The sequence below is a fragment of the Halomonas sp. H10-59 genome (assembly GCF_040070555.1).
Classification (GTDB): Bacteria; Pseudomonadota; Gammaproteobacteria; order Pseudomonadales; family Halomonadaceae; genus Halomonas; species Halomonas litopenaei.
In genome coordinates this window covers 2594402-2607730 of the sequence record NZ_CP098828.1, presented here as the reverse complement: position 1 = coordinate 2607730, position 13329 = coordinate 2594402, and the positions used below count along the sequence as shown (strand labels likewise).

The 13329-nt window shown below is 61.3% G+C and carries 15 protein-coding genes; 1 reads left to right on the top strand and 14 read right to left on the bottom strand.

The genetic code is table 11. The annotated features are described in order from the left end of the window. Nucleotides 1-105 precede the first annotated feature (105 nt). From NFG57_RS11380 to NFG57_RS11340, 9 genes are read right to left on the bottom strand one after another with little or no spacing between them, the layout of a single operon-like run. Complete coding sequence (locus tag NFG57_RS11380; protein WP_348814354.1) at nucleotides 106-495, bottom strand: hypothetical protein; 390 nt, start codon at nucleotides 493-495, stop codon at nucleotides 106-108. Next, nucleotides 488-907: a hypothetical protein gene (locus tag NFG57_RS11375; protein WP_348814353.1), complete on the bottom strand. Its 420-nt coding sequence runs from the start codon at nucleotides 905-907 to the stop codon at nucleotides 488-490. Before NFG57_RS11375 ends, NFG57_RS11380 begins: the two co-directional genes overlap by 8 nt. 12 nt (nucleotides 908-919) lie before the next feature. Beyond that, on the bottom strand, nucleotides 920-2662 hold the full coding sequence (locus NFG57_RS11370; RefSeq protein ID WP_348814352.1) for a prophage tail fiber N-terminal domain-containing protein: 1743 nt from the start codon (nucleotides 2660-2662) through the stop codon (nucleotides 920-922). A 39-nt stretch (nucleotides 2663-2701) separates the two neighbouring features. Further along, a complete protein-coding gene (locus NFG57_RS11365) occupies nucleotides 2702-3061 on the bottom strand; it encodes a hypothetical protein (protein ID WP_348814351.1) in 360 nt (119 codons plus the stop codon). Beyond that, nucleotides 3054-3440 (bottom strand): hypothetical protein, encoded by a 387-nt coding sequence (locus tag NFG57_RS11360; RefSeq protein ID WP_348814350.1) that lies wholly within the window; start codon nucleotides 3438-3440, stop codon nucleotides 3054-3056. Before NFG57_RS11360 ends, NFG57_RS11365 begins: the two co-directional genes overlap by 8 nt. After that, nucleotides 3437-4180, bottom strand: a complete 744-nt coding sequence (locus NFG57_RS11355; protein WP_348814349.1) for a hypothetical protein — start codon at nucleotides 4178-4180, stop codon at nucleotides 3437-3439. Before NFG57_RS11355 ends, NFG57_RS11360 begins: the two co-directional genes overlap by 4 nt. Continuing rightward, a complete protein-coding gene (locus tag NFG57_RS11350) occupies nucleotides 4089-6740 on the bottom strand; it encodes a phage tail protein (protein WP_348814348.1) in 2652 nt (883 codons plus the stop codon). Before NFG57_RS11350 ends, NFG57_RS11355 begins: the two co-directional genes overlap by 92 nt. Further along, the gene (locus NFG57_RS11345; protein ID WP_348814347.1) at nucleotides 6737-7312 is read right to left on the bottom strand and encodes a hypothetical protein; all 576 of its coding nucleotides are present in this window, start codon (nucleotides 7310-7312) and stop codon (nucleotides 6737-6739) included. Before NFG57_RS11345 ends, NFG57_RS11350 begins: the two co-directional genes overlap by 4 nt. After that, nucleotides 7312-8052, bottom strand: a complete 741-nt coding sequence (locus tag NFG57_RS11340) for an NlpC/P60 family protein (RefSeq protein ID WP_348814346.1) — start codon at nucleotides 8050-8052, stop codon at nucleotides 7312-7314. The genes NFG57_RS11345 and NFG57_RS11340 overlap by 1 nt, the downstream gene beginning before the upstream one ends. Nucleotides 8053-8114: 62 nt before the next feature. Here NFG57_RS11340 and NFG57_RS11335 point away from each other — a divergent pair, with 62 nt between their 5' ends. Then, nucleotides 8115-8333 (top strand): hypothetical protein, encoded by a 219-nt coding sequence (locus NFG57_RS11335; RefSeq protein WP_213227024.1) that lies wholly within the window; start codon nucleotides 8115-8117, stop codon nucleotides 8331-8333. Between the two features lies 1 nt (nucleotide 8334). Here NFG57_RS11335 and NFG57_RS11330 read toward each other — a convergent pair whose 3' ends face one another. From NFG57_RS11330 to NFG57_RS11310, 5 genes are all read right to left on the bottom strand, one after another. Next, nucleotides 8335-9045, bottom strand: coding sequence for a phage minor tail protein L (locus tag NFG57_RS11330; RefSeq protein WP_348814345.1), 711 nt, complete (start codon nucleotides 9043-9045; stop codon nucleotides 8335-8337). Further along, complete coding sequence (locus NFG57_RS11325; RefSeq protein ID WP_348814344.1) at nucleotides 9042-9398, bottom strand: phage tail protein; 357 nt, start codon at nucleotides 9396-9398, stop codon at nucleotides 9042-9044. Before NFG57_RS11325 ends, NFG57_RS11330 begins: the two co-directional genes overlap by 4 nt. 3 nt (nucleotides 9399-9401) lie before the next feature. Then, on the bottom strand, nucleotides 9402-11771 hold the full coding sequence (locus NFG57_RS11320; RefSeq protein WP_348814343.1) for a tape measure protein: 2370 nt from the start codon (nucleotides 11769-11771) through the stop codon (nucleotides 9402-9404). 383 nt (nucleotides 11772-12154) lie between these two features. Further along, nucleotides 12155-12595 carry a hypothetical protein gene (locus NFG57_RS11315; protein ID WP_253551724.1) on the bottom strand — a complete coding sequence of 147 codons (441 nt, stop codon included), beginning with the start codon at nucleotides 12593-12595 and terminating at the stop codon, nucleotides 12155-12157. Between the two features lie 328 nt (nucleotides 12596-12923). Further along, nucleotides 12924-13319, bottom strand: a complete 396-nt coding sequence (locus NFG57_RS11310; RefSeq protein ID WP_222561347.1) for a hypothetical protein — start codon at nucleotides 13317-13319, stop codon at nucleotides 12924-12926. Nucleotides 13320-13329: the final 10 nt, after the last annotated feature.

Genomic DNA, 13329 nt, shown 5'->3' with positions numbered 1-13329 from the left:
GACGGCTGCAAAACGGACATTGTGGATGTCCTTGATAGATTTTATGAGAGCATCAGGAGAGAGGTGAAGGTGGAGTAATTGGCGCCGCCATCCTTGGCTCTCACCTCACTCCCAGCCAATCGCCTCAACCGCTTCCACCGTCTCGGCGGCCTTTACGTGATCCTCAAGAGCCTGGCGCTTCCCTGTCGCCAGGCCGCTTGCTTGCATCCAGGCATCGGCTTTGGCGATGATCCGCGTAGCCAGCTCGGTCTTGTCCATGCCGCGACCAGTGGCCATGGCATCCAGTAGGGGCGTGGCAGTGCTTGAGTCAGCCAGGAATGCCCGCGCCTCGCGCTCCTGCTTGTCCCAAGTCATCTGTTCTGACTCGGGATACTCGCTGCGGATGCTGGCCAACTCGGCCTCGTAGGCCGTGTTAATGCGTCGCATCGCAGCCTGTTGAGCCTCCGCTAGCTTTTCGGCCTCGGTCTTGGGCGGAATCCAGTACACGTTACCCATCAGCCGTCTCCTTCTTGCGAACCGTCCAGCCGGTGTTGCCGGCGACATCCACGCCCCGCACGATCTCGTAGTCGTCTACACCTGCCATACCGGTGGGGACGACGTAGCAGGTATCGGGGCTATAGTCCCGTGCATCTATCGTCGCCTGTCCTCGCCAGCGGGCCTTTCTTCCTGGATACTGTCCGGCAATGACACGCTGTAGCAACGTGACGTGTAGCTCGCCATCGATTCGCGTGGCGGTGCTGATAGGGGTAGCCCCGCCTACTGGACTAACCCCGGTCAGCCTTGCCCCTTCTGGGAGAGGTGACAAATCGTATTGCTCTGCTTGATCGTCTATATAAGCAGTAACGGTGTCGCCACTTATCTCATAATAATCTGGGGCGGCACTAACCGCCTTAAAAGACAGTCGCATAATTCCTCCTGGTTATTTGTAGCGTCCAGAAACCCACACCGGCAGCCTGCCTTCGGCCCCCGCATTAAGGCTTGCTCCGACCCCAACATAGCCCCTCACATCTACTTGGGTGAGGCCGGCAGGTATGTAGGAAATACAGTAAACGGCGTCTGGCCCTACTCCTCCGCCCCCGACAACAACCTGCGGTTCATCTATTACAGGTTGCGGATACGGACACGTCGCAAGAGTCGTGTATGCGTCTGTTTCTTTTTCCAAAGTAGCCCATAGAGTCATGAAGATTGCACCACTGGCTAGGCGGGTCCACTCTCCGTCATCATTGCTATCGCTTTCAACAATCGGATCGCCGCTCACAGTGGGCATCGTGTCAAAATCGTTATGTCCGACCAGACTCGCATATCGCACATCAGCCTGCGACGTATTGGGAACGTCATCCGCACCTGTGCCCACATTGGCTGCAGCCGCCGTCCCTGCATCCGAGATCGTACTCAGTGGCTGCGTGCCGGTGTGGTTGGCGCGCTGTGCTGCGTAGGCCTGAGCCTCGCTGGCCTTGGTGTCAGCGTGGTTCTTGGCTGCTGACTCAGCACTGGCTGCTGAGCCCGCAGGGTCGGCGCCGACCTGCGCGGGGGTATGAGCAGAACTTTTTGCCTCGTGCGCGGCGACTGCAGATGAGGCTGTTCCAGCGGGGTCTGCGCCAACGTCGCCCGGTACGAGCGTGACGGCGCCAGTTTTGCCGGCAACGCTGGCTACGCTGTCGGTGTTGTCGATCTTCGACCAGGTGCCACCGCCACCGCTCTCGTTGGGCGTCCAGAGCAGCATGTCCTTGTTGCGGTACTCGACACCGCCAACGGTCTCGCCATTCGCCGCGCCAGTGACCAGCCAGTAGCTGGCCCCGGTCGGCTCGGGCGGCAGGGAGCCGGTGCTCGCATCCCAGGCGCCTTGGGCAACCATGGCGTTAACGGCACGCTGTCGGGAAACTTCCGCCCAGTGAGCGGCGGAGAACTGAGAGCCGTCACCCTCTGGCACCGGTGTATCGTTCGGGTATTGGGCCCAGTGTTGGGCCTCTAGGGCGGAGTCGCCGGCATCGGTTGCGTGCCCATCGGCGGCACTGGCGCTGTTCGCAGCGTTGCCAGCCGCAGTATCAACAGCCTGACGCTGGCTATCGATGTGATCGACCTGATCGTTCACATAGGTGACGCGCCCGTCGATGTACTGTCTGTCGTCGGATGTTGCTTGGCGATCGAGGCCTGTTTGTTGTCGATCGGCGGCCGTACCTTGGGCGTCCAGCCCTGTCTGCTGCCTGTCTGCAGCGGTGGCCTGGGCGTCCTGACCTGTCTGGATTCTGTCTGCTGCCGTGGCTTCGGCATCGCCTGATGCTGAATCAGCGGAGCTTGCAGCCTCATCCCGGTACCCGCGGGCTTCGTCCACCAATGCCCGGAACTCGATCACGATGCCAGGCGTCAGGTCCTGTTCGCCTTGCCACTCGACCACCAGCTCGTTGAGGTCGGTGGCGGTGGAGTCAGCGCGCACCTCCAGATTCTTGGCGAGCTCAAGGAATGACCGGCCTTGCATCACGCGCACGTCGTAGCGACCCACCTCGACGGAGATGGAGTAGTCGCCCTGGGCGTCGGTGATCGCCTCGGCACGGATGTGGTTCAGGACGGTGGCGGACGTCCTGACGGCGTCAAAGCGAATGGTCGCCCCGGGCAGCGGATGGCCGTAGGGGTCTTTCAGTACGCCGGTAAGCGTCACTGCCATGGTGTGTCTCCCACAAAAAAGCCCGCGCTTGGCGGGCTGTTAGAGTGCGTTGCGAAAGCGGGTCAGGGCCCGATGCATGTCGGCGGGTGTGTCGGATCTTCGAATATCGGCTTTGGCGGTGATACGCGCCTCCTCGATGGTGCCGGCGCGCTTTTCCCATCGGGTGCGAGCGCGCTTGATGCGCTGGCAGACGGTGGTCGCATCAACGTTCGTGGCGTTGGCCTCGGCTTCGACCATGGGCCCCGAGCCTTGGACCGCCTCGGTCAGCTTGAGCTGGTAGACGGCTTCTTGGGCGGGTGACACATAGCGGGCCGCCTCGGCCTCGTTGTCCACCAATGCCAGATAGTGCCGCTCAGCCTCTGCCCGGGAGGAGAACCGGCGAATGCTCAGCCTATCCATCGATCGCCACCTCCAGGGTTTCATCGAGGCGCCAGGCGGGGCCGACAAGTTGGATCTGATAGGTGCCCGGCACGTCGGCATCGAGCTGGGCGCTGTCGCTGGTGGTGACCATCTGTTGGCCGTCCATCGCCAGCAGGGTGCCAGGCTCCAGCCCAGTGATGGTGGCTGTTAAGCCCTCGACGGCAACCTGAGCATCCCGGTGCTGCTTTGGCTTGATCTGGCCGTCCGCCAGGTCCACGTAGTGGGCGGCATCGTCAAAGCCTGCCTCGACCTCGACATAGTCTTCGTGCTCACCACACTGCATCTCGACATGGTCTTCGGGGCAGTCTGTGACGCGCAGGATGGCACCGGTCAGTTCGCAGTAGATTGCGACGATCATCGCTTTTTGCCCTCTGCTGTCAGGGTGGATTGGGTGGAATTGACGGTGCTGGCACCGCGACACTCAATGGCAATAGTGACGCCATGGCGGTTGCCTACATCGAGGGTGCAGGCGTGGTTGAGCTCGCCGGTACCCGTGGGAATTTCGAACCAGACACTCCCATCGACCTTCCATCGGAAGTAGGGCCGGCCGCCGCCGCCTGTCGCATTCGTTGCTGCGAAGTTGGCGAAGACTCGGCCGCCCTCGGCATTGAGGTACACCGATAGCCAGCTGACCCAGCTCCCGTTGCTGCTTCTTCCAGAGGTTCGTGACGTACCGACAGGGATAGTCACCGCTTGCCCGGCAATCTGCAGCGTGTCGACCTGTGCATTACCAATCTTGGCGCTGGTGATCGCTGCATTGCCGATCTTGGCGTTGGTGATTGCGCCGTTGCGAATATGGGCGTTCTGGACGTCGATGTTGAACAGCTTGCCGTAATCCACATGGAGCTCATCGGCCTGGATGTAGCTGGCCTTGACCTTGCCGTTCTCCACAATGAACGAGCCATCGGACGCCTTGAGCTTGGTGAACGTCAGGTACTGGATCAGCGCTTCTTTCAGGTACAGCGTGCCATCGGTGAAGATGAACGGGATCACCTCGGCGTCGCCGTCACCTGGCTGGGCGATGTAGAACCGGTCCGCCAGCACACCGAAGTCGAAGACGTCCTGATCTTCGTCGTAGGCCGTGCCAAAGCCCGCCACTCGACCGCCGCCAGTCACGTTCAGCACATAGCTGGAGTTGAGCCCGTCGATGTTCTGGCTCAGGTCCGTGAACAGATCCGTCTGTTTTTATCTGCCCGCTGATCACCGACATGATCTTGTCGGGGTCGTTCTCGGTGGTGGCCTGCACCGGGTACCAACTCGAGACGCCGTAGGCGTTGGTGCCGCGCACGTAGTAGTAGTAGGTGGTGTCGGGCTCGAGGTCGGTGTCGGTCAGGGTAGGCGCCACACCGACGCGCACTGCATTCGACTCGATCAGTCCTGTGTCGAGTGCGACGTTAGAGCGCCAGAATTCCCACATCTGCCCAGGGTAGAGACCATTCGGGATCAGGGTGATCTCGAAGGTTCCCGTACGGATGTCCACGCTATCCGGCGGCGTCGGCTGCAGCAGGCCGGCCACGTTGGTGGTCCGGTACGCCCAGGGCGACGCGGAGCCGGTACCGGTGATGCCGCGGACACGGATCTGCCATTCACCCGGCTCTGCATCGAGGATGTCGAACGACGTGCCCGGGCCGGTGAAGGCCTCACCCCATGACACGTCATTCGGCCCCTGTACCTCGGCAATGTAACGGACGACTCGAGCGTCATCGCTGGGCGTCCAACTGACGGTGATCTTCTGGTGCTCGGTGCCGCCGGCCAGGTACTTGGATGCCTCGACGGTAATGGAGTAGGGCGCCGCCACCGGGCCGGTCGGGATCAGCGTGTAATCCTCGTCCGGCAGGTTGAGGCCCTGCTCGACGCGATCGTACTTCGTCGGGTCATGCTCAACGGCGGTGATCTGGTAGATCGCCGTCTCCTGCTCAGCAACGGACAGCACCCGGAACTTGCGTGGCTCCACGTCTTGGCTCGACAGCATCCAGATGGCGCCACGGATCGGCTCAGCTGAGAGCGGGCTGACCAGCTCGACATGATCACCGGCGAACCGGTCGACCTGTCGGCGCTCAATCCCCCCGGTGGGCAGCAGCACGTCCAGATACCAGTCGCTGCCGCTGACCTGCTCGGGCACTTGGTCAAGCACCAGGGCAGACAGCCCAGGGCGAACGATCCGGCCAGAGAGCCGGGCGCCGGCCGTGGTCGGGTCGTTGACTGCGATAATGTCGCCCGGGCGCAGGTCGGCATGGTCGACGCTGGCCTGGTAGGTGATTGTCTCGGTTTCAGCGCGCTCGCTGTAGAGCATCCATTTGCCAAGGCGGTGTGCCTGGCCGCGACTGGTGCAGCCTACGGCGGTGACGTCGATCTGCTTCCAGCCGAATTGCTGGACGGCATCGGCATCCTCAACGACCTCGACCTGGAGGCGATAGTTGTCGCCAGGGTCGTTCCAGCTCACCAGAGCGACCGAGTGCCTGGCCTTGAGCGCGGTGCCGCTGTACTCGAATTCACCGTCGACGACATTGGCCGGTGACACCAGCTTGACCGGATCGGCCGGCATGTCGGCTGTCGCCATGACGGTATTGGCGCCCCAGTAGGTCATGCCGCGGAACGCAGTCGCCAGGGTGTCGAGCGCCTTGATGGCTTCCTCTCGGCTCGACAGCACGGTGTTGAAGGTGAAGCGAGGCTCTTGGCCGCCGAAGCCATCAGGGATCAGCTCATCGCAGTATTGGGCGATCTGGTAGAGACCCCACTTGTCGACGTTCTCCAGCCCGGCGCCGTACCGCTCGCTGGTGGCCAGATCGAGAAAGCACCACGCGGGGTTGTCGGTCCACGCCAGCTTGAACGAGCCGTTCCACAGGCCGGTGTATTCGCGAGTCTCGGGGTTGTAGTTGGTCGGCACCCGGACGATCAGGCCCTTGACGTCGTAGCTCCGCGAGGGGATCTGGCTGCCAAAATCCTGGGCATCGACCTCGAGCCCGACCAATGCGGTATCGGGATACTGCAGCTTGGCGTCGATGATCTCGGTGTAAGTGGCCCAGTACGTCGCGTTGCGCAGGGTGGCGCTGCCGTTGTCGGGCGTCACTCGGCGCATGCGGATATCCCAGGGGCCATCGCCGGTGAGCGGCACACGATAGGACCGCTGGTAATGGCTGGTGGTCTTGCCCTTGATGATGTCGTAGCGCTTCTCGGACCAGCTGCCTCCATTGGGGCGAACATCGACGGCCACCGCCACCTCGGTGGGCAGCAGGTCGCCATTCTCGACGTTCTGATAGCTGAGCGCCTGCACCTGGACGGTAACGCGAGCGGCATCGGCCTCCGGGTTGGTGACGGTGCGAACGACCGGTGTTGCCTTTGTCACCTCGGTGGATACATCGTTGGCGGTCTCTACCGCTGGAAAGCCGGCGATGTGCGACTGATCAGGCTCACCAGTGCGGGTGTGAACGGTCACGCCTTGGAAGTTGAAGTCGCCGCCCTCATCCTGCAGCGGCGTCTCATCCAGATAGATGCTCTTGAGGCCATTGGTCAGGCCGACAATCGGCCCCTCGCCCAGCACGTCGATGATCCTGGCCTTGGAGGTGGAGCGAAGGGTGTTGGGCGCCTCGCGGGGAGTGCGGGCTTCATCGCCGCCGCCCTTGCCGCCTTTCGCGCCATAGACAACCAGATCGGTCATTCGTCCAGCTCCTCAGCAGTCATGCCGGCAGATGCCACAACGCTGCCGACCTTCACGCGGCCGTAGATCACCGGCACCGGCAGGCCCTGGGTGCTGGTGTTGGTGGGTCCATCGAACAGGAAAGAAGGGCGCTCGTCGGGTCGCTCTCGCTCGCCGTAGTCGCCTGTCTGCGGGGTGGGCGACAGCATCTGTGCGACTCCACCCAAGGCAAGAGCCAGGCCGGCATTGAACATCCCGGGCCCGAAAACGGGGCCAGCCCAGAAGCTGGCAACCATCAGGACGGCGCCCGCAATGGTCTGCCAGATACCATCGCCCCCAGCCCCGGCGACCGCCGGGAGTAGGTGAATCTCGGTGGCATCATCCATGCCGACCATCAGCCCTTCTTCGTCGAGCGACACGCCGCCATCGAGGGGGCCGCGCACGACATGCCAGTCGCCATCACGGATGACAGCCTCGAAGCCGGGAATCTGGATCAGCAGCGCACGGATGGCCTCGGCAGGATCACGGACGTCCAACGAAAAGGACTCGCCGAAGCGAGCCCCAAGAAAGCCATGCAGATAGAGCGTTTTCATCAGTCCCTCGACGTGTGACGGAGCCAGTGGGTGATGTAGGGGAGCCAGCGGGCGGCAGGGTCTCGGCGCGAGAGCCGGGTGGGGTCGACAGGCTGCCGGCCAGACGGGTGGTGGAGGCATAGCCCGTTCTCCACCAGGACACCGCCATGGTTGGGCACGTCGCTGCGAAGTTGAGCGAACCACATATCTCCGGGCATGGCCTCGTCTGCCTCGATGACGCGGAACCCCGCCTGCTCGAAACCCTGGCGGTAGAGGTCTTGGCCCTTGAGCCACCATTCCCATGAGCGAGGAAACTCAGGGAGGTCGACGCCCAGTTCTATCGCGTAGTAGTCGCGGATCAGGGCATAGCAGTCGGTCACGCCGTGGACGAAGCCCCTGCCGACCAGCTCGGGCCGGTCGCCGTCGCCCCACCAGCGAATGGGTGTCGTGGTGTTGCCATCGGTGGCCACGATCCCCCACGGAACGCCCGAGGCAATCTGGCCGCGCATGTCGGCCTCGCTGGGGCAGTCCGGGTAGTCCGGGTGTGAGTGAACAATGGCCCGCAGGCCCTGGGCGGCGGCCGCTGCCATGTCGCGCTTGGCGATGGCGAAGGTGGACCGGGGGGCGTCTGCCACATTGGCTACCTGCCGGCAGCCGTGGTCGGTGATCAACCACACAGCCTCATCGGGATAGGCGGCCAGGGCTTCGGCGCGTATTAGCGCCTCATTATGATTCGAACTCAGACAGTCGACTAATGGCATTGGTTGCGTCATCACCCGATGCTAAAGATAGGGAACACTCACAACCAAATGAAGGATTCGGCATGAGCAAGTGGGAGTTAAAGAAGGTTTGCATTGTTGAGCCTGGTAGAGGGGGCATCGTCGAGGCTAATTACCTCAATGATGCTGGTGTCCACTGGGCGTTCACCATGTCTTTTCCAGAGGATGGCGCTGAGATGAGCATTTCCGAACTGATTGATTTCGTGGAGTTAGAGCGAGAGCGTCTTCTCTCTGATGCAGGGGCCAAGCCTGGCAACTTTTGAATCATCTCACCCGGCCTACGCCCGGGAATGCACGTGTCGGAAGGACGCCGGCTTGTCCGAACCTCAACCGGCAGTCGCTCAAGCGCTTGCCGCACACATCGCGCCCCATGCTGGGCAGGGCATCTGACCCATCAGCCTCCCACTCGCCGGAGCCAGAATAAGGGCAGGTCACGCCCTCGTAGCGGTACTGGGTGCCATCAAACCAGCGGTAACGATGCGTGCACGAGTCCCGCAGGATCTGCCGGTGGGGAATCATCCGGCCTTCCTGATCCATCTGTACCGACAGCTCGAACTGAATCTGCCGGCGGTTCTGCGAGGCCTTGCGCTCGATCACGTAGTAGTCGATCGGGAATAAGGCCTCGGGGTCGGGCGCTGTGCCGTCATCCAGGTGCCGACGGTAGGTGCGCAGGCGCTTGACCGGGGCGCCGACCAGGTCGTCGGCACTGATCACCAGCGACAGAAACGCGAGCTCCATTGCGGTGACCGTAAGCGTCGGCCGGGGCAGGGTGCCCTGGCCGTTCCACTCGAAGCCCTCGGCCTTGATCGGCACCGGCTGGTACTCGTAGCCATTGAACCGAACTGGACCGCCGTCGACTGGACAGGGCGCGAAGCGCAGAATGCCGTCGCCATAGTTGCGAGCATCAAGCTCGAACATGGTAACGATCGCGTCCTGCTCAAGCCGCTGGGCGTCGGAAGCGATGACCTGGCTCATAGCCCGAAGTCCTCGATGAAAGTGGCTGTCAGGGTGTGCCGCTTGAAGCTGTCCTCGGAGACCTTTGGGTGCTCTTTGCAGGCCACGCGCCATGCCTCGGGCTCTCCGGATACCTGCCATAGGAAGGCGTAAACGCCCCGGCGCTCCAGCAGGAAGTCCCGCAAGCGTTCCATCTGTTCTTTGGTGATGTGGCTCCACGTCACGGTCCACTCTCGCCTGGACGAGTTGATTCCGGTGGGGCGACGCTGCTCATACCCGTCACCAAAGCTCACCGCATCGACAGCAAACGAGCCACCGCCAGTCAGCCCATAGTCAGGCTCCCGGCCAATATCGGGGAGGAAGTCGATCTCCATGGATTACCTCTTGGCGAGCAGCCCGCCGGGGCGCTGCTGCTCGATGATGAACTGAGCGAACTGGGCCTTATTGGCGCGCTTGAAGGCATCAGCCTGGCGTTCTGCATCTTGCTGTGTGGCGCCTGGCTGGGCTTCAACTGTGATCTGCGGAGCGTAGGTGATCTGCGGGGCCATCGAGGACGATGCGCTACCGCCCACCAGGCCGCCATTGGCGTAGCCGGGCATGTTGTTGAGGCGCTCGAGCATCGGAAGGACGCCTGGCTGATCGACCACTGACTTTTTCACCACGTACTCGCCGGCATGCACTATGCCCGCCGGGTCGTTCTTGCCGCCCGGCCCGGTGTAGCCGCCATCTGCAAACATCTGTTGAGTAAAGCCGCCCTCGAGTGCAGGCCCTGTCGAGGCGCCGCCCAGTGCGCCACCAATGAGGCCGGCCCAGTCGAAGCCGCCAATAGCTTTTACCGCAGGCTCAGTGATGGACTTTCGGATCAGCAATCGCTGAATGTCCTCGGCAATGCCGGCCAGGACGTCACGGAAGCCCTCGCCGCCCACGATGGCGTCCTCGAAAGCACTAGAAAAGGTCAGCCCCAGATCCCGAGTGAGGTCGTCAGTCTCCTTGACCTTCTCAGCTAGCCCGCCAGTGGCGATCTGCTCCATAAAGCCGCCGGTCAGCTCTGCCGAATACTGTGTGCGCAGTCGCTCCTGGGCTTCAGCAAGGCGAAATGTTTTGTCAGCGGCAGCTTTGAGGTCGAGAAGATTCATTTCCTCCCGAAACTGCCGGTGGGCAGCTTCAAGGGGGAATAAGCGATCGATCAGGCGCTGCTGGGATTCAGCGAGCTCTTTTGTGGCTTTGTCTGCTTCACTCGTGCTCTCTGCCAGGGTTCTTAAGCTGTTGGTGGGCTTTATGCTGCTTTCGCCCAGCGATTCCAGGCGATTCTCAAGCTGGACAACAGCCTCGTCGTAGCTGGCAATCTCTGTTTCGATTTGCCGCACGGCTTCCACTGCCTGATTTCGCCCCGAGCCAGCGCCTGGGCCGATGCCGACATAGCCCGGCCCAGGGCCTTGCATCTGGATGGCATCTCGCTCCGCTCGCGCGGTCTGCGCAGCTCGCTGTAGGTCCGCGATATCAGCCGAGAGCTTGGATATGCCGTTCTTGAGCGCTGCCTCGCTGTTCATGTTGATTGAGTCTGTCAGCGCGTCAACAGTGGAGGTAACTGACTCAATTTTAGGCTGCACTAGGCCCAGTTCTTCTCGGAAGTAGTAGATGCCTCCGGCCGCCACAACAGCTGCGCCTACGGGGCCGCCAAGCAGTGCCATCGCACCTGATGCGGTCCTTACCGCAGCGCCCATCGCAAGCTGTGCAGTAGCCGCTGTACCACTGACTCCTGCCAGGCGGGCGAGAGCAGCCTGGTAGGCGAGGGTCTGTCCCAGGGCGGCCAGCTTGGCGGCGGTAGCAGTTGCCAATGCCCCGGACAAGCGGCCCGCCATCAGCACGGCCAAAAACTGCGCACCATCCACCAGCGTGTCTATGTTGTCCGATAGGCCAACAATGGCATCACCTGCGAGCCCGACAGCGTCGTTCAGCCCTTCGCTCGCTCCCACCCATTCGAGAATTTTGTTTCGTGACACAGCCATTTTCTGGCCAAACGTTGCAATCGACTGGCCAAACGCCTGGTCGATACTGACCGCTGCGCCCTCCATGGCGTCGATGATGACCTGGGCAGTGATGCCGCCCTCAGCGGCAAAGTCTTTCAGCTCACCAGTGGTCATGTCGAGAGAGTTAGAGATGGCCCTCATGATCTCCGGCGCTTGCTCAGCCACTGAGTTAAATTCATCACCGCGAAGCGCCCCAGCAGCCAGGCCCTGAGCAAGCTGAGTGATAGCGCCGGCAGACTCGTCCGCAGTAGCGCCGGACAGCGCGAACGACTTGTTGATGGAGTCGGTAATTCCGAGCAGGCGCTCGCTGGAAATGCCCAGCTCTTGGGTTGATTTCTCTAGGCGGGTATACAGATCGACGGTTGACTCGTAGGTAGAGCGCGAGTCGTTAGCGATCTGGAGTAGCTCGCGCTGTGTCTTGGCAAGCTCGTCGCTAGAGCTGGTCACCTGGCGAATCTGATTTGTGGTGTTGGACCAAGCATCGGCATATCGGATCACCTCGCCGGCACTGGCAGCGCCAACGAGACCGGCCAGCGCCCCGGATGCCGCAAGTGCAACGCCGCGAAGCCGGGACGTCTCCGCCGCCACTCCGCCGAGGCTCCCGGCAGCTCGATCTCCAGCCCGATCGACATCGACGAGCCCACGCTCCACGCGCTTTAACGACCGCTCACCGCTACGGCTATCGATCACCAGCTCAAGGCGGCTGGAATAAGGCATCACAATCTCCAAGCATAAAAAAAGCCCGCTATGAGCGGGCCTTATGGTTTTTCGGGAGGATGGCTAGAGTTCCGCCTTAAACCGGGTTAACTCGCCTGACGACGGGTCAAGATACCATCTGCGCGCAATGTTCTGAGGTTCGCCACAGAACATGAAGTAATATGGCTCCCCGGCTACTCGGGAGAATCCGCCATTATTCCGCATCACCTCAGCATCACAGTCATCTCTTCCGCTTAGTTCGACGATTGCTTCGGTAAAAGCATCTTTGTACTTCTCTGCGTCTTGTGACAAAGCCGCAATAGATGCGGCCTCTTCCTCGCTAATCGAGTCCCCACCACAACCTGTTAGAGCCATCGCGACTACTGCGGCGACAATACACCCTTTCATGACCAGCCCTCGCCATCCTCGCCAGCACGGGTATTTTTTCGCACTGCCTCGAAGTATATACGTGCGTACTGATCTCCGAGCCATAGAGACATGCGGGCCATCAACGTGCTTGAGTCAAAAAACTTTGCAATGATGTAGCGGCGCGCTGGCTGACCGTCGCGGGGGATTTCGTTCTCTATCTTCTTTTCGACAACTGCACCATTTTCCTCAGCCGCAGAGATGATCTTCTCGATCAAGGCCTCACCGTCACTGGGCGTTAGGCTCTTTATCTCAGCGAGCAGTTTGCGCTCCTCCTCTAGTTTCTCAACAAGGTCTTCGGGCACGAAACCATTCAGCTTGTCTTTGATCCGCAATCCGGCGGTTTCCGAGGTAACGTCATGGAAAGTTCGGTGAGCTTCGCTGTAGTCGCGGTAGTAGGGCGCATGCTTCTTTTTCATGATGCCTCCGTGCGTGTTTTCCCCAGCGTAGCGAATAGGGCAGGGCGAGGCTAGGTTCTGCTTTCCATGTATACCCAGTCCATCTCACGCATAACGTTAATGTACTCATCTGCTGAGCAGGGTAGCACCATCATCTGGCGCAAAGCAGCCATCTCAGACAAAGGTATGGGCTGAATGGCGCCGAAGCCGGCAGGTCTTGATGGGGAGAGGAGGTCGAACAGGTGCAGCCAGAAGGCACAGCGCTCGTCGATCTCTGGCGGCTCAACCTGCTTTGAGAGATTGAGCGCCTTTGCGATCGTGGCGAGCTTGGTTTCTCGCCCGGCTGTTGTCAGGCGGTACTTGAGCGCTGCCGCGGCTTTTTTCCTTGGTCCTCAATGTCCTCACGACGAAAGTTGGACAGGTCGTTGGCCTGACTGAGAATGCGCGCCACCAGATCAGGGTTGTCCAGCATCACCTCAACGGCATTTTCGATGCTGTAAGGGATCGGTTCGCCGCTATCGTCTTCGACGCCGCTCCAGTCTCGCAGAACGCCGGTGGCGATGGCCGTGTACAGGGCGCGCTCTTTCTCAGCTGGCTCGATCTTCTTCCGATAACCGGACTCCTCCAGCGCCTGCTCGTAGATGGGGTTGCCAGCTCGGGCGACCTTGAACTGGCCGCCCATGATTGCTAGCCAAACGCCTTGAGTGAAGGCGTCAGGTGAGTATCGTTTTGCATTGAAAGCCATCGGGGATTCC

Coding starts and splice junctions, on each gene's coding strand:
- NFG57_RS11380 (WP_348814354.1), bottom strand. CDS start 495: ATGGGTAACGTGTACTGGATTCCGCCCAAGACCGAGGCCGAAAAGCTA.
- NFG57_RS11375 (WP_348814353.1), bottom strand. CDS start 907: ATGCGACTGTCTTTTAAGGCGGTTAGTGCCGCCCCAGATTATTATGAG.
- NFG57_RS11370 (WP_348814352.1), bottom strand. CDS start 2,662: ATGGCAGTGACGCTTACCGGCGTACTGAAAGACCCCTACGGCCATCCG.
- NFG57_RS11365 (WP_348814351.1), bottom strand. CDS start 3,061: ATGGATAGGCTGAGCATTCGCCGGTTCTCCTCCCGGGCAGAGGCTGAG.
- NFG57_RS11360 (WP_348814350.1), bottom strand. CDS start 3,440: ATGATCGTCGCAATCTACTGCGAACTGACCGGTGCCATCCTGCGCGTC.
- NFG57_RS11350 (WP_348814348.1), bottom strand. CDS start 6,740: ATGACCGATCTGGTTGTCTATGGCGCGAAAGGCGGCAAGGGCGGCGGC.
- NFG57_RS11345 (WP_348814347.1), bottom strand. CDS start 7,312: ATGAAAACGCTCTATCTGCATGGCTTTCTTGGGGCTCGCTTCGGCGAG.
- NFG57_RS11340 (WP_348814346.1), bottom strand. CDS start 8,052: ATGCCATTAGTCGACTGTCTGAGTTCGAATCATAATGAGGCGCTAATA.
- NFG57_RS11335 (WP_213227024.1), top strand. CDS start 8,115: ATGAGCAAGTGGGAGTTAAAGAAGGTTTGCATTGTTGAGCCTGGTAGA.
- NFG57_RS11330 (WP_348814345.1), bottom strand. CDS start 9,045: ATGAGCCAGGTCATCGCTTCCGACGCCCAGCGGCTTGAGCAGGACGCG.
- NFG57_RS11325 (WP_348814344.1), bottom strand. CDS start 9,398: ATGGAGATCGACTTCCTCCCCGATATTGGCCGGGAGCCTGACTATGGG.
- NFG57_RS11320 (WP_348814343.1), bottom strand. CDS start 11,771: ATGCCTTATTCCAGCCGCCTTGAGCTGGTGATCGATAGCCGTAGCGGT.
- NFG57_RS11315 (WP_253551724.1), bottom strand. CDS start 12,595: ATGAAAAAGAAGCATGCGCCCTACTACCGCGACTACAGCGAAGCTCAC.
- NFG57_RS11310 (WP_222561347.1), bottom strand. CDS start 13,319: ATGGCTTTCAATGCAAAACGATACTCACCTGACGCCTTCACTCAAGGC.